Annotated in this window: 18 protein-coding genes; 10 read left to right on the top strand and 8 right to left on the bottom strand. The window is 60.6% G+C overall.

The window, feature by feature from the left end; translation table 11 throughout:
- Positions 1-70: 70 nt before the first annotated feature.
- Positions 71-637 carry an NAD(P)H nitroreductase gene (locus ACW9JC_RS16525; protein WP_457456129.1) on the bottom strand — a complete coding sequence of 189 codons (567 nt, stop codon included), beginning with the start codon at positions 635-637 and terminating at the stop codon, positions 71-73.
- 122 nt (positions 638-759) lie between these two features.
- Here ACW9JC_RS16525 and ACW9JC_RS16530 point away from each other — a divergent pair, with 122 nt between their 5' ends.
- Complete coding sequence (locus ACW9JC_RS16530; RefSeq protein WP_457456131.1) at positions 760-2,214, top strand: TrkH family potassium uptake protein; 1,455 nt, start codon at positions 760-762, stop codon at positions 2,212-2,214.
- Here ACW9JC_RS16530 and ACW9JC_RS16535 read toward each other — a convergent pair.
- On the bottom strand, positions 2,171-3,232 hold the full coding sequence (locus tag ACW9JC_RS16535) for an AraC family transcriptional regulator (RefSeq protein WP_457456133.1): 1,062 nt from the start codon (positions 3,230-3,232) through the stop codon (positions 2,171-2,173). The two genes, ACW9JC_RS16530 and ACW9JC_RS16535, sit on opposite strands and share 44 nt — an antisense overlap.
- A 160-nt stretch (positions 3,233-3,392) precedes the next feature.
- Between ACW9JC_RS16535 and ACW9JC_RS16540 the strand changes: the two genes are divergently transcribed.
- Complete coding sequence (locus ACW9JC_RS16540) at positions 3,393-3,704, top strand: DUF962 domain-containing protein (RefSeq protein ID WP_338582420.1); 312 nt, start codon at positions 3,393-3,395, stop codon at positions 3,702-3,704.
- Between the two features lie 18 nt (positions 3,705-3,722).
- Positions 3,723-4,313, top strand: coding sequence for an HD domain-containing protein (locus ACW9JC_RS16545; RefSeq protein WP_416129775.1), 591 nt, complete (start codon positions 3,723-3,725; stop codon positions 4,311-4,313).
- A gap of 91 nt (positions 4,314-4,404) precedes the next feature.
- Here ACW9JC_RS16545 and ACW9JC_RS16550 read toward each other — a convergent pair whose 3' ends face one another.
- A complete protein-coding gene (locus tag ACW9JC_RS16550; protein ID WP_338582422.1) occupies positions 4,405-5,220 on the bottom strand; it encodes a UDP-2,3-diacylglucosamine diphosphatase in 816 nt (271 codons plus the stop codon).
- Positions 5,221-5,355: 135 nt separating this feature from the next.
- On the opposite strand from ACW9JC_RS16550, the gene ACW9JC_RS16555 reads away from it, so the two are divergent.
- Positions 5,356-6,114: an AraC family transcriptional regulator gene (locus ACW9JC_RS16555; protein ID WP_457456135.1), complete on the top strand. Its 759-nt coding sequence runs from the start codon at positions 5,356-5,358 to the stop codon at positions 6,112-6,114.
- A gap of 76 nt (positions 6,115-6,190) precedes the next feature.
- Entirely contained in the window at positions 6,191-7,084 is an 894-nt protein-coding gene (locus ACW9JC_RS16560) for a DMT family transporter (protein WP_457456137.1), read from the top strand.
- Here the strand turns inward: ACW9JC_RS16560 and ACW9JC_RS16565 are convergent.
- The 4 genes from ACW9JC_RS16565 to recQ all read right to left on the bottom strand — a co-directional run bounded on the left by ACW9JC_RS16565 (position 7,078) and on the right by recQ (position 11,876).
- Positions 7,078-7,365 (bottom strand): SelT/SelW/SelH family protein, encoded by a 288-nt coding sequence (locus tag ACW9JC_RS16565; RefSeq protein WP_457456139.1) that lies wholly within the window; start codon positions 7,363-7,365, stop codon positions 7,078-7,080. The two genes, ACW9JC_RS16560 and ACW9JC_RS16565, sit on opposite strands and share 7 nt — an antisense overlap.
- A gap of 47 nt (positions 7,366-7,412) precedes the next feature.
- The gene (locus ACW9JC_RS16570) at positions 7,413-9,068 is read right to left on the bottom strand and encodes a FimV/HubP family polar landmark protein (protein ID WP_457456141.1); all 1,656 of its coding nucleotides are present in this window, start codon (positions 9,066-9,068) and stop codon (positions 7,413-7,415) included.
- A gap of 127 nt (positions 9,069-9,195) precedes the next feature.
- Positions 9,196-9,630, bottom strand: coding sequence for a MarR family transcriptional regulator (locus ACW9JC_RS16575; protein ID WP_338582426.1), 435 nt, complete (start codon positions 9,628-9,630; stop codon positions 9,196-9,198).
- Positions 9,631-9,749: 119 nt separating this feature from the next.
- On the bottom strand, positions 9,750-11,876 hold the full coding sequence (gene recQ / locus ACW9JC_RS16580; protein ID WP_448108957.1) for a DNA helicase RecQ: 2,127 nt from the start codon (positions 11,874-11,876) through the stop codon (positions 9,750-9,752).
- A gap of 273 nt (positions 11,877-12,149) precedes the next feature.
- On the opposite strand from recQ, the gene ACW9JC_RS16585 reads away from it, so the two are divergent.
- From ACW9JC_RS16585 to lapD, 4 genes are all read left to right on the top strand, one after another.
- Positions 12,150-12,737, top strand: coding sequence for a YecA family protein (locus tag ACW9JC_RS16585; RefSeq protein ID WP_338582428.1), 588 nt, complete (start codon positions 12,150-12,152; stop codon positions 12,735-12,737).
- 10 nt (positions 12,738-12,747) lie between these two features.
- Positions 12,748-13,143 (top strand): YbaN family protein, encoded by a 396-nt coding sequence (locus tag ACW9JC_RS16590; protein WP_457456144.1) that lies wholly within the window; start codon positions 12,748-12,750, stop codon positions 13,141-13,143.
- Between the two features lie 655 nt (positions 13,144-13,798).
- Entirely contained in the window at positions 13,799-14,506 is a 708-nt protein-coding gene (gene lapG / locus ACW9JC_RS16595; protein WP_457456146.1) for a cysteine protease LapG, read from the top strand.
- 22 nt (positions 14,507-14,528) lie between these two features.
- The gene (gene lapD, locus ACW9JC_RS16600) at positions 14,529-16,469 is read left to right on the top strand and encodes a cyclic di-GMP receptor LapD (protein ID WP_457456148.1); all 1,941 of its coding nucleotides are present in this window, start codon (positions 14,529-14,531) and stop codon (positions 16,467-16,469) included.
- Between the two features lie 186 nt (positions 16,470-16,655).
- On the opposite strand, the gene ACW9JC_RS16605 is transcribed toward lapD, so the two are convergent.
- A complete protein-coding gene (locus tag ACW9JC_RS16605) occupies positions 16,656-23,783 on the bottom strand; it encodes a retention module-containing protein (RefSeq protein WP_457456150.1) in 7,128 nt (2,375 codons plus the stop codon).
- Positions 23,784-24,377: 594 nt separating this feature from the next.
- Here ACW9JC_RS16605 and ACW9JC_RS16610 point away from each other — a divergent pair.
- On the top strand, positions 24,378-25,736 hold the full coding sequence (locus ACW9JC_RS16610; protein WP_457456152.1) for a TolC family outer membrane protein: 1,359 nt from the start codon (positions 24,378-24,380) through the stop codon (positions 25,734-25,736).
- Positions 25,737-25,788: the final 52 nt, after the last annotated feature.

The following is a 25,788-nucleotide window of genomic DNA, read 5'->3' on the forward strand; positions in this document are numbered from 1 at the left end:
CGACAGTTCCTACAAGGTTTTTACGCCTGTAGGAGCTGTCGAGTGAAACGAGGCTGCGATCTTTTGATCTTCAGGCCTTACCGGGCCAGGCGCTGACGAATTCGGCCAGATCGACTTTCTCCGCCACTCGCGGTTCCTTCTGTGGTGTGCCGAGGTACAGGAAGGCAATCACCTCCTCACCTTCCGCCAACCCCAACCCCTTGGCCACGTGCGGCGAATAAGCCAGATCCCCGGTGCGCCACACCGCGCCAATCCCTTGCGCATACGCCGCCAGCAAAATCCCGTGGGCCGCACAACCCGCCGCCAGCAATTGCTCTGATTTCGGATACTTGGCGTGGTCCTGCACCTTAGCGATCACGACCACCACCAACGGCGCCCGCAGCGGTCCGTTACGCGCCTTGTCGATGGCCGCTTCGGTGACTTCGCTGTCCTGCAGCTTTGCCGCCTCGGCCAGCAACTCGCCCATTTGCTCACGCGCCTCGCCTTCGACGGTGAGGAACCGCCACGGCTGCAAATGACCATGATCCGGTGCGCGCATGGCGGCGGCAAACAGCACTTCGCGCTGTGCCTGGGACGGTGCCGGCTCGATCAGGCGCGGGACGGAAACACGGTTGAGCAAAACGTCGAGAGCCTGCATCGGCCACCTCCAGAAAAAATTGTGCGGCTATTCTAGCTGTAACCGCGAAGGCAGTGCCGGTTTACATGCCCTGCCCCGCAGGTAGAATGGCGCCCTTCCCTATTTCAGCCCGAGCGGACTTCATGGCGTTGCCGACCTTACGTCTCATTGGTTTCATCATCGGCATCTTCCTGATAACCCTGGCCATCGCCATGGTCGTACCGATGGGCACACTGGTGATCTTCGAGCGCACCGGCGATCTGCCGTCGTTCCTCTGGGCCAGCATGATCACCTTTGTCGCCGGCCTCGCCATGGTCATCCCCGGACGCCCCGAGCACGTTCACCTGCGGCCACGGGACATGTACCTGTTGACCGTCAGCAGCTGGCTGGTGGTGTGCATCTTCGCCGCCCTGCCGTTTTTGCTGACCCAGCACATCAGTTACACCGACTCGTTTTTCGAAAGCATGTCCGGCATCACGGCCACCGGTTCGACCGTGCTCAACCATCTGGACGAAATGTCCCCCGGCATCCTGATGTGGCGCTCGCTGCTGCACTGGATCGGCGGCATCGGGTTTATCGGTATGGCGGTCGCGATTCTGCCGCTGCTGCGTATCGGTGGCATGCGGCTGTTCCAGACCGAATCGTCCGACCGTTCGGAAAAAGTCATGCCCCGCTCGCACATGGTGGCGCGACTGATCGTGGCGGCTTACGTCGGCATCACCATTCTCGGCAGCCTGGCGTTCTGGTGGGCCGGGATGAGCCCGTTCGATGCGATCAACCATGCGATGTCGGCGATTTCCACCGGCGGTTTCTCAACCTCTGACCAATCACTGGCCAAGTGGACGCAACCGGCGGTGCACTGGGTGGCGATCGTCATCATGATTCTCGGCAGCCTGCCGTTCACCCTCTACGTGGCGACCCTGCGCGGCAACCGTCGGGCGCTGATCAAGGATCAGCAGGTGCAGGGCCTGCTCGGCATGTTGCTGGTGACCTGGCTGGTGCTCGGCACCTGGTACTGGTGGACCACGCAACTGCATTGGCTGGACGCGCTGCGACACGTGGCGCTGAACGTGACCTCAGTGGTGACGACCACCGGTTTCGCGCTGGGGGACTACAGCCTGTGGGGCAACTTCTCGCTGATGTTGTTCTTTTATCTGGGCTTCGTTGGCGGTTGTTCCGGTTCGACTGCCGGCGGGATCAAGATTTTCCGCTTCCAGGTGGCCTACATCCTGCTCAAGGCCAACCTTAACCAACTGATTCACCCGCGTGCGGTGATCAAGCAGAAGTACAATGGTCACCGCCTCGACGAAGAGATCGTGCGTTCGATTCTGACGTTCTCGTTCTTCTTCGCCATCACCATCTGCGTGATCGCGCTGTTGCTGTCGCTGCTCGGCGTCGACTGGATGACCGCCCTGACCGGCGCGGCCAGCACCGTGTCCGGCGTCGGTCCGGGTCTGGGTGAAACCATTGGCCCGGCGGGCAACTTCGCCACCCTGCCGGACGCCGCCAAGTGGATTCTCTCGTTCGGCATGCTGTTGGGCCGACTGGAGATCATCACCGTGTTTGTGCTGTGTATTCCGGCATTTTGGCGTCATTGACCGCCGCAGGCATCTGCAGCAGCCGCGCCCGGTATTCGCCGGGCGTGGTGTCGAACCAGCGGCGGAAGGCGCGGAAGAAGTTGCTCGGATCGGCAAAGCCCAGCAGGTAGGCAATTTCCAGCAGGGTCATGCTCGGTTGCGCCAGATACTGCTCGGCCAGCTCGCGCCGGGTGTCATCGAGCAACGTCTGGAAACTCGTGCCCTCTTCCTGCAACCGTCGCTGCAAGGTGCGCTGCGACAGGTGCAACGTCTGCGCTACCGTATCGCGCTTCGGCTCACCTTGAGGCAACAGGCGGCATAACACCTGCCGCGCCTTATGGGTCACGCGGCTCTCGGAAAACCGCGCCAGGTACTCACCGGCAAACCGGTCATGCAGCAGCGCCATGGCTTCATTGGCGGTCGGCAACGGGGCTTCCATGTCGGCACGTTCGAAAATCAACGCATCGTATGGCGCGTTGAACACCAGCGGCGCATGGAAGGCTTGCTTGTAGGGTTCGAGATTGACCGGTTGATCGCCCTGCACCAGCACCTTGCGCGGATGCAGCGTGCGCCCGGTCAGCCAGCCACACAATGCCAGGGCGCAGGCCAGCGAGGCCTCCGCACTTTGCCGGGTCGGCGGCAAGTGGTCGCCGTGCACCGTCAGGATCAATGCGTAGCCTTCATCCAGCAGACGAAAACTCAGGTCGGCACTTTCGGCAATGATGCGTTGAAATCGCACCAAACGCTGAAAGCCCTCGGCCAGGGTCTGGCTGGACATCAAGGCGTAGCCCGCGACGTGAAATTGCGCAGGCCGCACCACTTTGCCCATGTTCAGGCCAATCGCCGGGTTGCCGGACAGCTCGACCGCGCGCTGCCACAGTCGTGTCATGGAATCTTGCGGGAAGCGTGCATCCGGATCATCCAGTGCCGCGTAGTCGAGCCCCAGCTGTTTGAACAGAACCCGGCAATCCAGGCCGTCCATTTCCAGTGCTTTGACAATCCCCATCGCCCAGCTTGCAGAAGTCGTTCGTTCGCTCATGTCGGGTTCTTGCATGATGAGCCGTATTTCACGGCCAATTTCCGAAGGATACTAAAGTGGCGCCGATTGTCACTGGCTGACGCCATTGATCACTCTAGACTCAAATAAGCTACCCGCAGAACAACTTGCAGTCAGAACAATAACCACAGAGATCGCAGTCGTGGAAAACATCAAGCGTTTCAATAGCTTCGCTGAGTTTTACCCGTATTACCTCAGCGAACACAGCAACAGTACCTGCCGACGATTGCACTTCATCGGCACCACGCTGGTGATTTTCATTCTGGCACTGACCATCGGTCGGGGCGCCTGGATGCTATTGTGGGCCTTGCCGCTGGCGGGTTACAGCTTCGCCTGGATCGGCCATTTCTTCTTCGAGAAGAATCGTCCAGCGACGTTCCAACATCCTTTCTATAGCTTGCTTGGCGATTTCGTCATGTATCGCGACATGATTCTGGGGCGCGTGCCGTTCTAAATCACAAGAGGATTGCCGATGAATGCCAATGCTCGTTTCACCCACATGAAGGACGGCACGCAGGAAGACTGGGCGATCATCGCCGCGGACTTCAGTGCCTATGCCCGCCAATTGCCGACACGGATCGCGGCGCACCTGAAGCTGCTGGAGGGTGATTTCGGCGGTTTTCCGGTGGATCGCCTGACCCATTCCCTGCAAACCGCCACCCGCGCCTGGCGCGACGGTCGCGATGAAGAGTACGTGGTCTGCGCCCTGCTACACGACATCGGCGACACCTTGGGCTCCTACAATCACCCGGATATCGCGGCGGCGATTCTCAAGCCGTTCGTCAGCGCCGAGAATCTGTGGATGGTGGAGAAACACGGGATTTTCCAGGGCTACTATTTCTTCCATCACCTGGGCATGGACCGGCACCTGCGCGAGCAATTCAGCGAACATCCGCAGTACAAGGCGACCATCGAGTTTTGCGCCAAGTACGATGCCGCGGCGTTCGATCCGGCGTATGACACGCTGCCGCTGAGCTTCTTCGAGCCGATGATGGAGCGGTTGTTTGCGCAGCCTAAAAACTCGATTTACAAGGCGGCGATGCAAGAGCATTCGCCGGCTTAAGATCAAAAGATCGCAGCCTTCGGCAGCTCCTACAAGGGATACCGCGATCTTATGTAGGAGCTGCCGAAGGCGGCGATCTTTTAATTTTTCCTCAAGCCAATTCTGCGACTTTAGCCGCCTTCAACTGCGCCGCCCGAGCCTGTGCATCGGCCAAACGATACAACTCGATCGTGCCATCCCAATGCTCGATCAACGCCGTGCACGACTCCACCCAATCACCGCAATTGAGGTAGTCCACCTCACCCACCTTGCGAATCTCGGCATGGTGAATGTGGCCGCACACCACGCCGTGCAACTCGCGCTTGACACACTCATGGGCGATGGCTTCTTCGAAGTCGCTGATGAAGCTGACCGCGGTTTTCACCTTGTGCTTGAGGTACGCCGACAGCGACCAGTAGCCGTAGCCATAACGCGCGCGCCAATGGTTGAGCCAGCGGTTGAGGGTCAGGGTGATTTCGTAGGCCGAGTCGCCAAGAAAGGCCAGCCAGCGGTGGTAGCGAGTAATCACGTCGAACTGGTCGCCGTGGATCACCAGCAGGTGTCGGCCATCAGCGGTGACGTGCACAGCCTCGTCCACCAACTGGATGTTGCCCAGAATCAGCTTCGAATAGCGGCGCAGGAATTCGTCGTGGTTGCCGGTGACGTAGATCACCTCGGTGCCGCGCTTGCTCATGGTCAGCAGGCGCCGGATCACATTGGTGTGCGCTTGCGGCCAGTACATGCCGCCGCGCAGTTTCCAGCCGTCGATGATGTCGCCGACCAGATAGATCTTGTCCGCGTGATAACCCTTGAGAAACTGCGACAAGTGCTCGGCCTGGCAATCGCGGGTGCCAAGATGCACGTCGGAAATCCACAAGGTCCGCACTCGTTGTTTACGGCTGGGTTTGGCGAGTTCGGCGCTGGTCATGGGCAACCCTCAGGACAAGTTTTGGCAAGCTTGCGCCGGTCGGGTTAATGGCCCATGACAGCGGCAAGTCAGTCCTGTGACAGCGCGTGCAGGCCGGGTCGGTGTAGACTGGCGCCCAGAACCGGGAGACCCGTGATGAGACCGATCCTCACCCTGCGCCAATACACCGAAGACCTGATCGTCCACAGCCATGAGCATGCGCAACTGGTGTTCGGGCTGTCGGGTGCGCTGGATTTCGAGGTCGACGGGCTCGGCAGTCAGGTGGTCCAGCAAAGTTTCGTGGTGATCCCCTCGGGCTTTCATCATGCCTGCGGCAGCGCCAATGGCAGCCGTTGTCTGGTACTGGACGTGCCCGGCGACCAGTGGATTGGCCAGTCCCTGGGCGAGCATGCCGATGCCAGTCGACGCTTGCTCGACAACGCCGGTCGTTTGTCACTGGATGCCGGGCAGAGCCAGTTGGTCGATTGGCTGGCCAACAGCAAGGTCGATGACCCGCTGATTGCGCAACAGGGCGCGGTGCTGTTGCTGGCCAGTCTCAACAACGCCAGGCCCGACAGCATCGGCGGTCGGCGCCTGCCCTATGCCGCGTTGAATGCGCACATCGACCAGTACGCCGCCTACCCGCTGCAAGTCGCCGATCTCGCTCGCGTGGCCGGTCTCTCCAGCGCCCGTTTGCATGCACGCTTCGTCGCCGAATGCGGGCAGACGCCGATGGATTACATCCGTAGCCGTCGCCTGCACAAGGCCGTCGAGTTGCTGCGAAACTCGCAACTGCCCATCGGCGAGATTGCCTGTCGGGTCGGCTACAGCTCCCAGAGTGCCTTTGCTGCTGCGGTACTGCGCGAGTTCGGCGCATCACCCGGCAAGCTGCGGCGCGAGGCTGGCGACAAATAACGCGAGTCTGGCGACAGACACAACGCCAGCGGGCGCGGTTAAATGACCGGGTCCACTACGTTTACCAAGGATTGCCATGACTCCCCGCACCGCCCTTGGCGCCCTGCATATCGGCGCACTGATGTTTGGCCTGACCGGCGTGTTCGGCAAACTCGCCGCCGCGTCGCCGGCGATCATCGTGTTCGGCCGGGCGGCGTTCGCTGTGTTGGCGCTGGCGTTTTTTGCACGCTTCGCCAGCAATACCCGTTGGCAAAAACTCGAAGCGGTGGATGTCCGTCGACTGTTGCTCAGCGGTCTGCTGTTGGCCGGACACTGGGTGAGTTTCTTCATTTCGGTGAAGATCGCCGGCGTGGCCATCGCGACCCTGGGCTTTGCCAGTTTCCCGGCCTTTACCGTGATTCTCGAAGGGCTGATTTTCCGTGAACGCATTCGCGCCAATGAAGTCCTGCTGGTGGCGCTGGTCAGCATCGGGTTGGTGCTGGTCACGCCTGAGTTCGATCTGGCCAGCGGTGCTACCACAGGCCTGCTGTGGTCGGTGCTTTCCGGATTACTCTTCTCCCTGTTGTCGTTGACCAACCGCGCGAGTTCCGCACGCATCCCGCCGGTACAGGCCGCGCTGTGTCAGAACGTTGTGGTCGCATTGTGCCTGTTGCCAGCGGCGGCACCGCACTTGAGCGAAGTACGTGCCATCGACTGGTTGTGGATCGGCCTGCTCGGGGTGTTCTGCACCGGAGTCGCCCACAGTTTGTTCGTCGCCAGCCTTGCAGTGATCAAGGCGCGGACCGCCGCCGTGGTCTTCGCTCTGGAGCCGGTATACGGCATCACCATGGCGTGGTTGCTGTTCAATGAAAACCCGACCCTGCGCATGCTGCTGGGCGGTGCGTTGATCATCGTCGCGATCGTGGTGTCCAGCCGACTCGCCGGCAGTTCAAGCAAGAAAGCCGTGGCGGCGGAAGCTGCGTCTCACTGAGGGCGATCGTTGTGCCCCAGGTCGCGGTCCGGATCGATCTGGTCGCGAACTCGCTGCTTGAGCACTTTGGCTTCGGGGAAGCCGCCATCGGCCTTGCGTTCCCAGATCTGAACGTCGTCGCAGAAAATGTGAAAGACCCCACCGGTGCCAGGTACCAGGGACACTTTGCCTAGGTCGTCGCCAAACGTACTGAGCAGCTCCTGGGCCAGCCAGGCCGCACGCAACAGCCACTGGCACTGGGTGCAATAGGTGATGACGATTTCCGGTTTATGGGCGGTCATGGGTGACGGGGTTCCTGAGGTAGAGTGATCGATCTCGATACCCAAGGTTATCGTATTCCGGCCAGTAAACTTCGGGCGGTCTGCTTCAGCGGCTCATCGGCATCCTTGAGTAGTTCGTTGAGCAGTTCGATGGCGCTGTCGAGGTCACCGTCATCGATGCAGGTCTGGGCCTGCTCCAGTTTGCCTGCGTTACCCGGCCCGGTCGGTTCCAGGTTCAGTGGCTCAAGTTCGAACGACTGATCCGGCTCGCTGAATGCCTCAAGAAAGTTGTCGTCCAGGGATTGGGCAACCGGCTCGATTTCCCACTCTATCTCCGGCTCGGGCAGCGTTGGCACGCTCGATGGCTTGCCAGAAGATGAACTGGCCTCAATTGGGTCCAGGTCCCAATTGGTGCCCATCGACAGGTCATCCAGATTCAACTGGAATTCGTCCTTGGGTATCGGCTCCGGCATCACAGCAACCGGCCCCAGTTTCGGATGATGCGCACGCATCTCCTGAAGTTTCTGCCCATCGAGTCCGGCATTGCGCAGGCTGGCTTCCTGCGCGTTGTAAGCAGTCACATCACCCTGTTTGCCGAGAACTTCCAGCAATTGCACAGCGACATCGGTGCGCTGCGGCTCCTTGATCATCGCTTCTCGCAGCAGACCAATTGCTTCGCCATAGCGGCCGTAGGTCAGATAGATCGCGACCGCTTCAAGCACATCGCTCGCGGGTGTTTCTTCGTGGTGTGGATGTGTGGGTCGCAGTGCAGCAGCTTGTACCGCGGGTTCTGACGTGTGATCGGGTAAGGGTTCATGTCGGGGAGACTGAGCGGATGTCGATCCGAACGTTGCCTGGTCCTGCTGCCGTTGCCGACGAATCCACACAGCCAGAATCACCAACGCGACCAGCCCCGACAATCCGCCCATCAACAGCCAGTTCGTCCCGGGCTCCTCGACAACCACCGGCGCCGGAGCCACAGCAATGGGTACAACTGGCTCCGGCGGCACTGGCTTGACCTCGGCCAATCGGGTTTGCAACTCGGCTACCTGTTTTTTCTCAGCGGCGATCTGCTCATCCTGAGCTTGAAGCTTCGCGTTGAGCTCATCGATGGTGGCCTGCAATTGCTGGTTCTGCAGGACGCTGGCAGCCAATTGCTCTGCGAGCGGATCCGCCGCAGGTGCGGCGACAGGTTTTGGCAGCGGCTCCTTCGGTGCAGACTTTGGCGCCACGGCGGGCTGAACACTCGGAAAGGCCGAAGATGGACGACTGGCCACCGGTTCATCACTGGCGGGCTCAATGCCCGGCGTCCCGGGCGGATCGATCAACACCGTGTACTCGCGCAGGACGCGGCCGTTGGGCTGATTGAGTTGCACGAGGAAATTCAGGAACGGTTCATTGACCGGTTTGCTGGACGTGACCTGGATCAGGCTGCGGTTGCCCCGCAGGACAGGTGTGAACTTGAGATCGTTGAGGAAGAGCACCCGCTCGACACCCGCACGCTTGAACTCATCCGCCGTCGCCAGCCTGGCCGACAGCTCGCCCTCTTCCAGACCGGCGGCGTCCACCAAAGCGATGTCGGCACGCAGCGGCTGATTCAGCGCCGAGTGCAGGGTGATCTCACCCAGGCCCAACGCCGGCGCCAAGGCCGACCAAGTGACAGCAGCAGCGGCCAGCACCCACCGCAAACAACAGCGTACAACGACTCGCCGACTTTCAAGCATGAGCATCCCTTAGGTAACCAGAACCAACCTGCACGTGTTCGCACATCCGGTACGAACACGATATTGCGCAGTAGTTCTTATAGTCGGCTCACCGCGGTATCTCAAAAACCTGGCGTGAGGTTATGCCTCAAGATTTTTCAAGGTTACCCAGGATGTGCCCGTGAACCCGCATGCAGACCCGCAAATCCGCCTCATCGACGCCTTCGAACAGTTCGTGGCGCAGTTGAGTGGCAATGGTTTCAATTTGTTCGATCAGGGGAAGCGCCGGGGCGCAGAGGACGATTTTTTTCGCCCGACGGTCTTCCAGCACCGCTTGGCGTTGTACCAGGCCCTGGCTTTCCAGGCTGTCGAGCAGGCGCGCCAGGGTCGGTCCTTCGACGCCAACGCTCTGAGCCAGCTCACGCTGGGTCGGGGCCTCTTCGAAACGCGCCAGATGCAGCAGCACCAGCCAGCGGGCCTGGGACAGCCCGAGGCCGGCAAGTCGGCGATCCAGTTCAGCGCGCCAGCCGCGCGACATCTGGGCCAATTGCATGCCAAAGCGGTGTTGATCGGTTAACGGCATAAAACACTCATGGTTAGACTGAAATAGAGAAAAACTAATTATTAGTCAGCTAAGCATGAGCCTCGACTGGAGGCAAGGACTGTTCTGTACTGAATCGTTACATCAGTGAGAGCCATTACTCAAATTTCAAATTCGGACTGCAAAGCGGCCCGAACGCAATACAAAACCCCTTCCGGCACTCGTCCTGCAAACAGCGCGGAAATCTCCGACACCGGCGGCAATTCACCTTCACCGTCGAGGAACGCGTCCTGAACTTCGCCCATCAGCTCTTCAGGCAGATCCAGCGCCTGTTCCAGCGACAACTGCTGTTTGCCAATGGCTTCGGCGAGCATGGTGTAGACGTTCTTTTCCGAACATTGCAGTTGACCGGCGATCTGCATCGGCGTCATGCCGGCGCGGGCCAGGGTGATCAGTTCGTGGCGCACATCGGCCACCGGTTTCGGCGCCTCGACCTGACCGCCGAGGACTTCGAGGAAGGCCTCGCCGTAGCGTTCGAGCTTGCGCGCACCGACGCCGCTGACCGTGGCCATTTCTGCCAGCGAGGTTGGCTGGCTGCGCAGCATTTCCAGCAAGGTCGAGTCGGGAAAAATGACGTACGGCGGCACGCCATGCTCTTCGGCGAGTTTGCGCCGCAGGGCGCGCAAGGCTTCCCACTGTTCGCGTTCCTCACCGCGGACCAGTTGGCTCGCCTGGCTCTTGCTGCTTTTCGCGGTGGTTTGCGCCTTGAGGTCGCGGCGCAGTTCCAGGGTCACTTCACCCTTGAGCAACGGCCGGCACGTGTCACTCAGGCGCAACCCGCCGTAACCTTCATGATCGACATCGGCCAGACCGCGAGCCACCAACTGGCGGAACAGCGATCGCCACTCCCCTTCGGCCCGCGCCTTGCCGACACCGAATACAGACAGGTGTTGATGGCCGAAGCTGCGGACTTTTTCGTTGTCCTTGCCGAGCAGGACATCCACCAGATGCCCGACGCCGTAACGCTGACCGGTGCGGTAGATCGCCGAAAGCGCCTGACGCGCAGGCTCGGTGGCATCCCAGGTTTGCACACCGTCGACACAGTTGTCGCAATGGCCGCACGGCTCTGGCATGTCTTCGTCGAAGTAGGCCAGCAGGGTCTGGCGGCGGCAGCGGGTTTCTTCGCACAGCGAGAGCATGGCGTCGAGCTTGTGCTGCTCCAGACGCTTGTGGCGCTCGTCGCCCTCGGAGTTTTGCAGCATCTGCTTGAGCATCACCACGTCTTGCAGGCCGTAAGCCATCCAGGCATCCGCCGGCAGACCGTCACGGCCACCACGACCGGTTTCCTGGTAATAGGCCTCAAGGGATTTCGGCAAATCGAGGTGCGCAACGAAACGCACGTTGGGCTTGTCGATGCCCATGCCGAACGCCACGGTGGCAACCATGATCAGGCCTTCCTCGTTGAGGAAGCGTTTCTGGTGGTGGGCCCGCGTGTCGTTGGGCAGGCCGGCGTGGTACGGCAGCGCCGGGAAGCCTTGTTCACTGAGGAACACCGCGACTTCGTCGACTTTTTTGCGTGACAGGCAATAGACGATGCCGGCATCGCTGCGCCGCTCGGCGAGGAACGCCAGCAACTGCTTGCGCGGCTGTTCCTTGGGCACGATGCGGTAAAAAATGTTCGGCCGGTCGAAGCTCGACAGGAAACGCTCGGCATTCTGCAAATGCAGGCGAGTGACGATCTCTTCGCGGGTGCGCTTGTCGGCGGTGGCGGTGAGGGCGATGCGCGGCACGTCGGGGAACATCTCCGCCAACTGACCCAATTGCAGGTATTCCGGACGGAAGTCGTGGCCCCACTGCGACACGCAGTGCGCTTCGTCGATGGCGAACAGGGAAATGTTCAGCCCTTGCAGGAAGGACAGCATGCGCGGCTGGACCAGGCGTTCCGGTGCGAGGTAAAGCATTTTCACTTCACCGCGACGGATGCGCGCCGCCAGATCACGTTGCTGCTCGGCGCTGAGGGTGGAGTTCAGCGCAGCGGCTGCCACGCCCAGCTCTTCGAGGGTGGCGACCTGATCGTCCATCAACGCGATCAACGGCGAGACCACCACCGCCAGGCCTTCGCGCAACAGCGCCGGGACCTGGAAGCACAGGGACTTGCCGCCACCGGTAGGCATCAGGACCAGGGCATCGCCGCCGCTGGCCACGCGCTCAATGATTGCACCCTGACGGCCACGGAAACTGTCGTAGCCGAAGATGTCCTTGAGGACGCGTTGAGCCTGTTCGAGCATAAAAACTCCAAAAATCACCGAAACATCCCTGCAAGGCTGGTTCAGAACCCGCGACGCTGCACCGACAAATCGTAAGTGCGCATTGCATGACGCTTCACATTTCAGCCGTGAAGCCAGCAGGGCATCACAAAACGCGCGAGTATACCCGAGCCCTGTCCGGCAAAGGGCGCCGCTGATAAGACACATGGATGCGCAAATATGCCTTGCGGCTGGCCCAAGCGCGCAAGAAGGCCTAGAATTCCCGCATCGAATATTCCCCAAGGTAGTCCTTTAATGTCCTTCGCTGAGCAACTAACCCGCCTGCAAGTCTTCCTCGACGCCGATGAACTGCATGACGAGGCGCTGGACTACGTGGCCGCCCACGGCTACCTCACCGCGCTGTCGATCTGCTCCGAAGTCGTTCCCGATCGTGAGTGGATCGACGCCCTCTTCGCCGAAGAGCCGCACTACAGCAGCGAAGCTCAACGCGAGGAGATCGAAGCCACTTTGATCGGCCTTAAGGCGCACATCGCTCGTCAACTGGCTTCGGATGAAGAGTTCGAATTGCCGTGCGACCTGGACCTGGGCGACGACCCGGACGATTCCGAACTGCGCGGCTGGTGCATCGGCTTCATGGAAGGCGTGTTCCTGCGTGAAGCGGCCTGGTTCGAAAGCGCCGAGGAAGAAGTCAGCGAAATGCTGCTGCCGATCATGGTCGGTTCGGGCCTGTTCGACGAGCAGCCTGAGTTCGAAGACATCGCCAAAGATGCCAACCTGATGGACGACATGATCGTTCAGATCCCGGAAGCCCTGACCGCGCTGTACCTGCTGTGCAACGCGCCAGACGAAAAACCGGCGATCCTCAAGCCTCGTCACCACTAAGGTCCTGCCTATGGACAACCCCATAGGCAACCGCTCCCTGATGTTGCGCTACGTGCTGCTGGCCATCGGCTGGCTGAGCGTAGCGTTGGGGGTGATCGGGATTTTCCTGCCGGTGTTGCCCACTACTCCTTTCCTGTTGCTCGCGGCCGCGTGTTTCGCCCGCAGTTCGCCGCGTTTCTATCAATGGCTGGTCGATCATCCGCGGCTTGGGCCCTGGATTCGTGATTATCTCGATGGCAATGGTATTCCGCTCAAGGGCAAGGTTTATGCCATTGGGTTGATGTGGGTGAGCATTCTGTTTTCCTGCTATCTGGTGCCGATGCCTTGGGCGCGGGGGTTCATGTTGACCAGTGCGGTGTTGGTGACGATTTATATTCTGAGGCAGAAGACTTTGCGCAAGTCTTGAGTCTTTGGTTGTTGCCTGCTTGTGTGTGTGTGTACATATCCGTTGCTGCGGTAACGGCTGCTGGCGGTTTCGCTCTTACAGCGACTCACTTTTCCAAACGCCGGAGTGCCGGCCCAGCGAAAAGTAAGCAAAAGGCTTTGCCCCGGCGTACGGCACCTCGCTGGGGCTCGGTGTTCCCTCGCTACGGTGTCCATCAGGGGGCATCGCCTACGGTCTGCTTCGCGACGACCTCCTCTCGATGTGTGCGGCTTCGCCGCACGGCGCTGCGCGCCTAACCCCCTGATGAACACCTCCGCTCGGCCTGCCGAAGGGGCAAAAGATCAAAAGCCAGATCAAAAGCGAGGCGGCCTACCGGCCGGCCTGGCTCTTGATACGTGCGCGCTTCTCTGTAGGAGCTGTCGAGTGCAACGAGGCTGCGATCTTTTGATCTGATGCATCCGCGAAATTCTGGTCGGCTATCAGGCCGTCATCGCCAGCAGGCTGGCTCCCACAGTTTGGAATGCGTACGAACCAAACAAACAGGCCGCCCGTAAGAGCGAAACCATAAGCCGCCGTTACCGCAGCAACGGATATGTACACAATCAGCCCGACGACCAACCCCACCTTTCAAAAAACACCACCTAAACTCCACAAATCTGCATACGAGCAGCCCGACATGCCCCGCGGTCCGCGTAGTCCAGGATGGCCAACGCCCCGACTTCGGTTCGGCGGATGGCTGCTGCTGAGCGCTTTCCTGCTGGCCGGGCTGAACACTGTCTGGGCCGACTGGGATTTCACACAGATCCTGCAAACCGCCGAAAAACGCTACGGCCCCCTCGGCCCCGCGCGCGGGCGAATCGAGGCCTGGAGTCAATTGCTGCAAAGCGAGCGCGATGCGCCTGAGCGCGAGCAGTTGACCGCGGTCAATCGCTTCTTCAATCAACAACTGAATTTCCAGGACGACACCCGCATCTGGCGCCAGACCGATTACTGGGCCACGCCCGTCGAAGCCCTGATCAAGGGCGCTGCAGACTGCGAAGACTACGCCCTGGCGAAATACTTCAGCCTGCGCGAACTCGGCATTCCCAGCGAAAAACTGCGCATCACCTACGTCAAGGCACTGACCCAGAACCAGGCGCACATGGTGCTCACCTTCTACAGCAGCCCCACCGCCGACCCGCTGGTGCTGGACAACCTGATCGGCGACATCCGCCCCGCCTCGCAACGCAAAGACCTGCTGCCGGTGTACGCCTTCAATGCCGAAGGTCTGTACCTGCCGGGTGCCAATGGCGGAAAACGCAGCAGCGACTCGAAAAAACTGTCGCGCTGGCAAGACGTACTGCAAAAGATGCAGGCCGAAGGCTTCGCCGTGGGCGATGGCTGAAGGCCGCAGCAAGGAGCGTTGAATGAAACTGCGCAACCAACTGTTTCTCGCCATCTGCCTGTTTTTGCTGGTGGCGTTCAGCGGCAGTTTTTTTGTCAGCCTGGAAAGCTCTCGCGAGCAGACACTCGGCCAATTGCGCGCTCACGCCCAGGACGCGGCCACCGCGCTCGGACTGTCGCTGACCGCGCAAATCGATGACCCGGCGATGATGGAGTTGATGGTCAGTTCGATTTTCGACAGTGGCTATTTCAGCAACATCCGCATCGTCAGCATCGACAATCAGCAAGTGCTGGTAGAACGCAGCATTCCGGCGCAGACCAAAGGCGTGCCTGGATGGTTTGTCAGCCTGGTCAATCTGCGTCATGAAGGTGGCGACGCATTGATCATGCGCGGCTGGGAGCAAGCGGCACGGGTCGAAGTGCTGAGCAATCCGCAGTTCGCCTTGGCCAAACTCTGGGACAGTACTCTCGGCAGTCTGATCTGGTTGTTGGTCTGCGGACTGCTCAGCGCCGTGTTCGGTGGCTGGCTGTTGCGTCGGCAACTGCGTCCTCTCGAATCGTTGGTCAAACAGGCCGAGGCCATCAGTAAACGCGAGTTTTTGAGCCTGCCGAAACTGCCCCGCACGCCGGAACTGAAACGCGTGGTGCTGGCAATGAACCAGATGGTCGAGAAGCTCAAAGCCTTGTTCACCGAAGAGGCTGCGCGCAGTGAAAAACTGCGCAGCGAGTCCTATCAGGACAGCCTGACCGGACTCGCCAACCGGCGCATGCTGGATGAGCAACTGGCGGACCATTTGCTGGTCGCCGAGCAACATGGCGACGGTCATTTGCTGACATTACGGATCAATGACCTGAGCGGGCTCAACCAGCGCCTGGGCGGTCAACGCACTGATGCGTTGATCAGTGCGGTCGGCGAATTGCTCAAGCGCCTGACCCGACTCCCGGAGCGACGCACCTGGCTGGCGGCCCGTAATCGCGGGGGCGAATTCAGCCTGTTGTCGCCGGGCCTGAACACCGAAGACGCCGCACGCCTGGCCGCAGAAATCAGCGCCACCCTGGAAAACCTGCGCCTGACCGGTGCCAGTGACTGCATGCCGGTCGCGTATCTGGGCATCGTCGCCTGGCGCCCCGGCGAACCGGCCAGTGACGTGTTGATGCGACTCGATCAGGCACTGACCCAGGCCCGCCAACACCCCGAACGGCCCTGGATGCAATTGAGCCACGGCGAGACCGTACCGAACCACGCGCAACATGACTGGCGCAGCTGGATCGACGACGCCCTGACCCAAGGTAAATTGCAGCTGTACTTCCAACCGGTGGTGCAATGCGCCGACACCAGTGAGGTGCTGCACCACAAAGTCCTCGCACGGCTGCTCGACCCGCAGGGCCAGGCGATTGCTGCCGGGCATTTCCTGCCGTGGATCGAGCGACTTGGCTGGTCGGCACGCTTCGACCTGGCGATGCTAGAGGCGACGCTCGACTACCTCGCGGTCAATCGCTGGCCGCTGGCGCTGAGCCTGTCCGGTGGCACCTTGCGCGATCAGTCGCAGCTGCAACTGATCCTCGACATGCTCGAATCACTGCCGGAACTGGCACCGTTGCTGACCCTGGAAATCGACGAACGCCAACTACCGCCTCCCGACGATCTGCAACGACTGAGCCACAGCCTGCTCGACACCGGTTATCGCATCGGCCTGCAGCATTTCGGCGGCAGCTTCAGCCAGATCGGCAACCTCACTCAACTGGGCCTGGCGTACTTGAAAATCGATGGGGCCTATATCCGACACTTTGATCAGCAGCGGGATAAACGGCTGTTCATCGATGCGATTTACCGGGCAACCAACAGCATTGACCTGCCGCTGATTGCGGAAATGGTCGAGACCCAGGGTGAGTTGGAGGCGATCAGGGAGTTGGGGGTGTTCGGAGTGATGGGCAGATTGATCGGGCCGCCGGAGCCGATGTGATTTTTTTCAGATACACCGCGTTATCGTTCATCGCGAGCAAGCTCGCTCCCACAGGGATTCTCGGCGTGCACCAAATCCCGGCTCACTGAAAAACCTGTGGGAGCGAGCTTGCTCGCGATTGCGGTTTCACATTCAACAGTGAAGTTGACTGATCCAACACGATCGCGAGTAAGCCCACTTTTCAGGTCAAACAGTATCCACCTTCAAGGAATGATCATTGAGCATGCCATTGATGATCGTCGCTGTGTCCGCCCCGGAAATCACTCCACCCGCCCCCGGCGTTACACCGTAGTGGCTGGCCAGGTTGACGCCCGCCAGGTCGATGGTCTGGTTCGGTGCCGCGCCGGCCATGCCGCTGACGTCGATGCTGGTGACCAGTGACGCACCGCTGCCGCTGACGGTGAAGTGCAAGTAGTCATCCAGCGAGGCAGCGGTGCCGTTTTCACCTTGCAGCAATTGCGACAGGTCGAGTTTGTCGGTGCCCGGTGTGAAGTCGGTGATCACGTCGTGGCCGCTGTTGCCCTTGAGCCACTGGAAGGTGTCGGCGCCGCTGCCGCCGGTCAGGGTGTTGTTGCCCAGGCCGCCGATCAGGAAGTCGTCACCGCCCTCGCCCTTGAGCACGTCATTGCCCAGGCCACCGGTGATGATGTTGCTGTTGTTGTCGCCGGTCAGTTTGTCGTTGAAGTCGGAGCCGATGAGGTTTTCGATGGCGGTCAAGGTGTCGGTGCCGGCGCCAAAAGTGTTCTGCGGACCGCTCGTGCCCAAGTTGACCGTGACAGCTGAGGTGGCATGCGCATAGCTGGCAGTGTCGTTGCCGGTGCCGCCATCGAGCAGGTCATTGCCGATTCCACTGAACAGCAAGTCATTGCCCGCATCGCCATGCAGCGTGTTGTTGCCGGTGCCTGCGGTGAGGATGTCATTGCCGTCACCGGCATTGATGACGTTGTCACCGTTGCCCGCCACCAGTGTGTCGTTGCCCGCCGTACCGGTGAGGGTGTGGCCGTCCTGGTAGCTGATGGACACGTTGGCATTGTCGCTGCCGCCATGGTTGTCGCTGGCGGTGTAGCTGCCGTGATAGTCCGGCGTGGTGTCGTGGGCGCCGGAATAATCGAGCTTCATGGTCAGCTGATAGCCTTCCGCGTTGCCTGCACCGCTGCCGCCACCGACGTTGGCAATGTTGGTGACATGAATCTGGTAAACGCCATCGGCGTTCGCCGTGATGGTCTGGCCATCGGCGAGGGGAATCCAGGCGCCGCCGTTGATGGAGTACTCCATGGTGATATGGCCGGCGGCCAGGTTGTGGTCCAGATTGAGGGTTTCGCCCTGCTTGAGGTTGACGGTGATGCGGTCCTCATCGTTGGTATTGGCGGCGGTGACCGGGCCCAGGTAACCACTGATCACCAACAGGGCGGTCATCGTTGCGGTGGTGGCCGCGAAGGAGCCGCGCACATTGCTCAGGCTCTGGTTGCTCGGTTTGACGCCGCTGCCGGAGAAGTCGATCGCACCGGTGCCGATGAAGTCCGCTCCCTTGGCAACCCAGCCGGTATTGAAGGTGGTTGGCGAAGCCTTGAGCGGGTCGCCGTCGGCGTCGGTGTCGTTGGCCAGCAGCAACTCGCCCGGCACCGTCACGCTGTTCGACAGCACGTTGGTGATGATGTGGTCATCGGTGGCCACCGGTGCCGCGTTCGGAATGACCTTGATCACCAGCGTCGAGTTGGCGAGATCGCCGTCGTTGTCGCTGACGGTGAAACCAATGTTTTCGGTGAGCACCACCGACGTGGTTTTCTGCGACACGTAGTTGTATTCGCCAGTGTCGAGGTTCACCACCAACGTGCCTTTGTTGTCGGTGGCGATGCTCAGGGTGTTGTTGGTGGTGTTGAAGGTGCCGTGGTTGGCACCACCGCTGAAGTTCAGCGAACCCTGGTTGTTGTTGCCTTTCGGATCGTAGGTGTACGTGGTGCCGTCGACGGTGATGGTTTTGATGAAGCCGCCATCCGCTCCGAACGTACCGCCCTCGCCCAGCAGTGAGCCGGTGACTGGTGCGCCGATCACGGTGCCCGAGAGCACCGAGTTGAGTTGACCGAGGTCGGTGACGATCACCGCGTTGGTATTGGTGCCCGTGCCGGTGCCGTCGTAGGCCAGTGGATCGAGGGCATCGTTGTCGACGTTTTTACCCAGACCGATCGCGTAGTTCTTGATTTGATTGTCGGTGAGGAAGTCTTTCCAGTTCGCCTCATCCTGAGTGCCGATCGAGCCTTCGTTAGGTTTGCCGTCGGAGAAGAAGTAGCCGACGTTTTGTGCGCCCGTCAGTTTGCCGTTGGTGTTGAACGCATCTTGCGCCACGTCCACCGCCGCGTCGTAGTTGGTACCGCCACCCGCCGACAGGCCGGAAACGATCGCCTTGGCAGTCGCCACATCCACCCAGATTGAAGTCTTGTCGGTGGCGTTGCTGCTGAACGTCACGATCTGCACTTTGACGTCGCCGAGGTCGTCGTACTTGTCGAGCAAGGCGCTGATCGCCTGCTTGGCCAATTCCAGTCGCGACAGCCCGGTTACGCCGGACGGGTCGGCCATACTGCCGGACACGTCGATCACCAGCAGCAGGTTGGTGTCGATCTCCACCGCTGCCACCGAACGTTCCGACGCCACGGCCTTGGGCACGTCATCGACAATGTTGACCACGATGGTGCTGGTGGTGCTGTTGCCCGCTGCATCGGTGGCCTTGTAGGTGAAACTGTCGCTCAGGGTGTTCGGGCCATCGTTGGCGCCCGGCGTGGTTTTCGGTGCCGAGGTCAGGGTGTAGGTGTAGGTGCCATTCGGGTTGAGCAGGATTTGCCCAAAGGCGCCGTTGGCACTGCCGACCAAGGTGTAGGTGATCGCGCCCGCCGCGCCGGTGACTGAACCCACCAGTGTTCCGGTAGCGGTTTCACCGGTGTTGCCCGGTTCGCTGCCGGTGACCGTGCCGGCCGCCAGGTCCTGGCCGTCCTTGCTCAGGTCGAGGGCTTTTTCGTAGACCGTCGCGTCGGTGTCGGTGACGGCTTTGATGTTGCTGTTGCAGACATCGACGGTGATGGTGGTGGTGCTTTGATCGCCATCGGCATCGCGCACGGTGTAGGTGAACGTGTCGGTGGCACCCGGTGCAGCGACCGAGTTCGGGTTGCTGTGATAGACCGCGTTGCCATCGGCATCGAGGGTCAGGTAGCCGTAGTTGCCGTTGATTTGCGAATTGAGCCCGCCCACCGCCGGGGTCGAGGTATTGCTGCCGGCGCGTACACCGATCACGGCACCGAGACCATCGGCGCCGCCGCTGTCGTTGTCCAGCACGTTGCCGCTGACAATCCCGCCCTCCGTCACCGAGACCGCGTCCGGTTTGGCCGTCGGTACGTCATCGACAATGTTCACCACAATGGTGCTGGTGACCACGTTGCCGAGGGAATCGGTGGCCTGATAGGTGAAGGTTTCGTGAGTGACGTTCGGGCCATCATTGGCGTTTGGCGAGGTAGTCGCTGGCGAAGTCAACGTGTAGGTGTAGGTGCCATTCGGGTTGAGCACGATTTGCCCGTGCTCCCCGGTGGCGCTGCCGACCAACGCGTAAGTGATCGCACCCACCGCGCCGCTGACCGAGCCGACCAACGTGCCGGACGCGGTTTCACCGGTGCTGCCCGGTTGGCTGCCGACAACCGTACCGACGGCCAGATCCTGGCCATCCTTGTTCAGGTCGAGGGCTTTTTCGTAAACGGTGACGTCGGTGTCACTGACTGCTTTCAGGCAGCTGTTGTAGACGTCGATGGTGATGGTGGTGGTGCTTTGGTCACCGTCAGAATCGCGCACGGTATAGGTGAATACATCCACTGCGCCCGGGCCGCTCACTGCGTTCGGATTGCTGTGATAGACCGCGTTGCCATTGGCGTCGAGAGTCAGGTAACCGTAGTTGCCATCGATCTGCGTGTTGAGCCCGCCTACCGCTGCGGTCGAGGTGTTGCTGCCGGCGCGCACGCCGATCACGGCACCGAGACCATCGGCGCCACCGCTGTCGTTGTCCAGCACATTGCCGCTGACGGTGCCGCCCTCTTGTACCGAATCAAAATCGGCTTTGGCCGTCGGTACGTCATCGACGATGTTCACCACGATGGTGCTGGTGACCACGTTGCCGAGGGAATCAGTGGCTTGATAAGTGAAGGTTTCGTGAGTGACGTTCGGGCCGTCGTTGGCGTTCGGCGAGGTGCTCGCTGGCGAAGTCAACGTGTAGGTGTAAGTGCCGTTCGGGTTGAGCACGATTTGCCCGTGCTCACCGGTAGCGCTACCGACCAGCGCATAGGTGATCGCGCCCACAGCGCCGCTGACCGAACCCACCAGGGTGCCGGACGCCGTTTCACCGGTGCTGCCCGGTTGGCTGCCGACCACGGTGCCAGCCGCCAAATCCTGGCCGTCCTTGGTCAGGTCGAGGGCTTTTTCGTAGACCGTTACGTCGGTGTCGCTCACCGCTTTCAGGCAGCTGTTGTACACGTCGATGGTGATGGTGGTGGTGCTTTGGTCACCGTCAGAATCGCGCACGGTATAGGTGAATACATCCACTGCGCCCGGGCCGCTCACTGCGTTCGGATTGCTGTGATAGACCGCGTTGCCATTGGCGTCGAGAGTCAGGTAACCGTAGTTGCCATCGATCTGCGTGTTGAGCCCGCCTACCGCTGCGGTCGAGGTGTTGCTGCCGGCGCGCACGCCGATCACGGCACCGAGACCATCGGCGCCACCGCTGTCGTTGTCCAGCACATTGCCGCTGACGGTGCCGCCCTCTTGTACCGAATCAAAATCGGCTTTGGCCGTCGGTACGTCATCGACGATGTTCACCACGATGGTGCTGGTGACCACGTTGCCGAGGGAATCAGTGGCTTGATAAGTGAAGGTTTCGTGAGTGACGTTCGGGCCGTCGTTGGCGTTCGGCGAGGTGCTCGCTGGCGAAGTCAACGTGTAGGTGTAAGTGCCGTTCGGGTTGAGCACGATTTGCCCGTGCTCACCGGTAGCGCTACCGACCAGTGCATAGGTGATCGCTCCCACGGCACCGCTGACCGAACCGACCAGGGTGCCGGACGCGGTTTCACCGGTGCTGCCCGGTTGACTGCCGACGACCGTACCGGCGGCCAGATCCTGGCCGTCCTTGTTCAGATCAAGGGCTTTTTCGTAGACCGTTACGTCAGTGTCGCTGACTGCTTTCAGACAGCTGTTACTCACATCGATGGTGATGGTGGTGGTGCTTTCATCGCCATCGGCATCGCGCACGGTGTAGGTGAACACATCCACCGCACCGGAACCGCTCACGGCGTTCGGGTTGCTGTGATAGACCGCGTTGCCGTTGGCATCGAGGGTCAGGTAGCCGTAGGTGCCGTTGATCTGGCTGTTCAGGCCGCCGATCGCCGAGGTCGACGTGTCGCCGCCGGCACGCACGCCGACCACCGCGCCACTCGCCGCTGGGCCATCCGCGCCGCCGATGTCGTTGTCCAGCACGTTGCCGCTGACAGTGCCGCCCTCCGCCACTGAGGCCGAATCCGGTTTGGCGGTCGGCACGTCATCGACGATGTTGACGTTCAGTTCGCCATGGGCGGTGGTGTTGTTGTCATCGACCACGACCACGGCAAACGGCTCGGAAATGCTGTTGGTGCCGTTGCCAGTCGGGTGACTTTCGTTATCGGCCAGGGTGTAGCTGTAGCTCACCACACCGGTCACGGGATCAAACCCGGTGATGGTCAGCGTGCTGCCCAGCGGAGTGACGACCGATTGCGGGAAGCCTGCGACCACGCCACCGCTGATGACGGCGATACCGCCAATGGTCAGGGTTTGCACACCGTCCAGCGCGGTGATGGTGAAGGTGCCGCTTTGGGTCAGCGTCGGCGTGTTGGGGTCAGTGCCGTCGCTGAGGTTTTTTTCGTAGACGGTCAGTTCGCCGCCTTCAACGTTCAAGCCGTCAATAGTCACCGGGTCGTCGTTGTTATGGATGTTCAGCACCAGGTTGGCGGTACTGGAATCGCCGTCGGCATCGGTCAAGGTGTAGGTGAAGGTTTCAGTGCCGTTGCCACCGCCATGCAGGGCTTTGAAGTCGGCGTCGCTGGTGTTCAGGGTGTAGGTGTAAGTGCCGTTGGCATTCAGCACCAGAGTGCCGTAAGTGCCGACGAAAGTGCCGGGGGTAATCGGCCCGGAATTTTCACCCACCGGCACACGGTCCGCGCCTTGCACATCGTTGGTCAGTACGTTGCCGTTGAGGGTCAGCTGGGTTTCCGACGCCACGCCGTTACCGTCGTCGATGGCTTTTGGCACGTCGTCGGTGATGTTGATATCCAGCGATCCGTTCGCCGTGTCGCCATTGCTGTCGCCGGCCACCACGGTGAAGTGTTCACTGAGGGTGGTGCCGTCGCCGCTCGAATGGGTTTCGTTGCCGTTGAGGGTGTAGCTGTAACTCACAACGCCATTGGTCGGGTTGTAACCGGTGATGGTCAGGGTGCTGCCCAACGGGGTCGTGATCGACTGCGGGAAGCCCACCGCGACACCGCCGCTGATCACGTTGATCCCGCCGATGCTCAGGTTGCTCAGCCCGTCGAGGGCTGTGATGGTGAACGTGCCGTTCTGGGTCAATGCTCCGGGATTGCTGGACGAGCCGTCGGCGAGATTGGCTTCGTTGACGGTGAGTTCACCGCCCTCCACCGACAGGCCCTTGAGGGTGACGGGATTGTCCGCCACCGGTGGAATGACTGGCGGAACGACTGGAGGAACAACCGGCTCGATCGCCGCCGCTGGCGTGCCGGCGTCAGGGTCGGCATCGCCATCGTGGCGCTCTTCGGGAAACTCGGGAATGCCGTTAAAACCGGCAGTGGGAAAGCCGATGTTCGGATCGACGCGCCCACCGACTTCTTCAAGCATGACGAAACTGTGCCCGCCCCCCGCCGCGCCGCCCGGTGCACCGGTCGACGGCCCGGCTGCCGTGGCTTCCGCGGTTTGCGTCGGGTCGTCACCAGCGGCAATGGCTTTTTGCAGTTGTTCGACATCGCTCAGTTGCGCCTGGCTCGGGGTCACCGCTTCGGCTGTGTCGACGTGGGGGGCGTGATCAGCCAGCAACTGTGGCGTCATTTGCAGGCTGCTGCCCCGACCAAGGGTCAGTTCCTGGCCATTTTGCAAATGCACCGCTACCGCGCCCTCGGCCCCGGTCGTCAATTGATCACCAGCGAATAACCGGTCTCCCTCGATCAGGACACGACGTGTGCCGTCGTTTGAAACCGCGAACACCTGCCCGACGATCTTGCTGACGATACCGATGAGCGTAGCCATGTGCATTTCCTCCGCTGCCAACCGCTGTCGGCATTTTTTTTATTGCGCGGAGCAATGCTTATGGATGGCTCAACGGGTTGCCCGGCGGATCGTCTACCGGTCAGCGGGTTTACCTGAGTAAGCCGCTGCCCTGGCGACGATCTCGCCCAGCGTGTTGCTCGCGGGCCACGTTTCGTTGCGCAACAAACCCCTTTGCAATCAAAGGCATCGGGAACACTTCGCAAACACGTTGCCCTGCGAGCGATGCGTAACGGTTCTGAATCACCCGAGTGACAAAAAACCGTCACCCAATTCCGCTACGCCTCCCTCCCCTCCAGCACTTCTCCGCCCTATGTCGATAAGTGGATCTGAACTTTTCAATCGCCCTGATGAGCGCCCTAAAGCTCATAAATCAAGGGCTTTCGTAGTGAACAATGTGCTGGATTTTGCAGAGCGCATAAGTTTTTTTCGGCATAACTCTTATGAGAAACACTTCTTAGGTTCTCTCCAGAATGTTCTTAGCTCTTCTGTAAAACGCGTGAAACGGTTTACCTATAAATGTCGTCAAATATTTGGCGACTAATAAAGCACCATCAGGAATCAGGGAGATGCACCATGCGCCTTTTAACCCCCCTATGCAGCGCGGTTCTGCTGGCCATGGCCTGCACTTCTCAAGCACATGCCATGTCATTGACCGAAGCCATTCAAAGCACCATCGCCACTCACCCGGAACTGGCGTCGCGGGTAGACAGCCGTCTGTCGGCTGACGAAGACGTGAAGGTCGCGAAGGGGGGCTTTTATCCGTCGGTTGACTTGAATGCCGCGTACGGGCGCGGGTACAGCGATAACACCAACACCCGGGCGTTCGGTAATCACCACACCGAAATTCTCAATTACACCCAGTCGGAACTGCGTCTGCGGCAGATGCTCTTCGACGGCTTCAACACCGCCAACGAAGTCGAGCGCACCAAAGGCGTGGTCAATTCCCGGGCCTATTACGCCCAGGGCACCGCTCAGGATCTGGCCCTGCGCACCATCGAGGTCTACCTCGAAGTGCTCAAGCGCCGTGAACTGGTGACGCTGGCCAAAAACAACTTGCAGGCGCATTTGCGGGTCAACGATCAGATCGGCCTGCGCACCGAGCGCGGGATCGGCAGCAATGCCGACGCCGACCAGTCCACCGCTCGTCGGGCGCTGGCGGAGAACAACCTCGACACCGCCGAAGTGGATCTGGCGGATGCCGAGTCGAACTTCGCCGCCGTGGTCGGGCGCCTGCCCGATGAACTGGAAACACCGCCGTCAACTCGCGGCGAATTGCCGGCCACTTTGCAGGAAGCCCAGCAGAGCATGGTCGACAACAACCCGTACCTGAAATCCGCCCAGGCCGACGTGCAATCCGCCGAGAGCCAGTACGAAGTCGCCAAGTCGCCGTTCTACCCACGCTTCGACGCCGAAGCCGCGGTGGGCGCGAACAACAACATTGCCGGTGAAGAAGGCCACGACAACGAATGGCGGGTGGGTGTGGTGATGAACTACAACCTGTTCCGCGGCGGCAGCGACAAGGCGCGCCTGCAATCGGACGCGCACAAGATCAATCAGGCGATGGACATCCGCAACAACGCCCTGCGCCAGCTCAACGAGAACATTCACCTGGCGTGGAACGCCATGGTTAACGCCAAGAAACAAACCCCGACCGCCCGTGAATACGCCGACACCAGCAAACGCGTGCGCGTGGCGTATCAGGATCAGTTCGGCCTTGGCCAACGCACCCTGCTCGACCTGCTGGACAGTGAAAACGAACTCTACAACGCCAACCGTCGCTACACCGAAGTGCGCTACACCGAAGAGTTTTCGATGTACCGTGTACTGGCGAACATGGGCCAGCTGTTGAGCAAGCAGCGGGTCGTACTGCCCGCCGATGCCATCGCCCAGGCCGAAGTGAAGAGCGAAGCTCGTTTGCCTACTCTCAAATAAACACCCCCGTAGGAGCTGCCGAAGGCTGCGATCTTTTGATTTTGTTTTTTAA

The organism is Pseudomonas sp. SDO5591_S426, assembly GCF_054070755.1.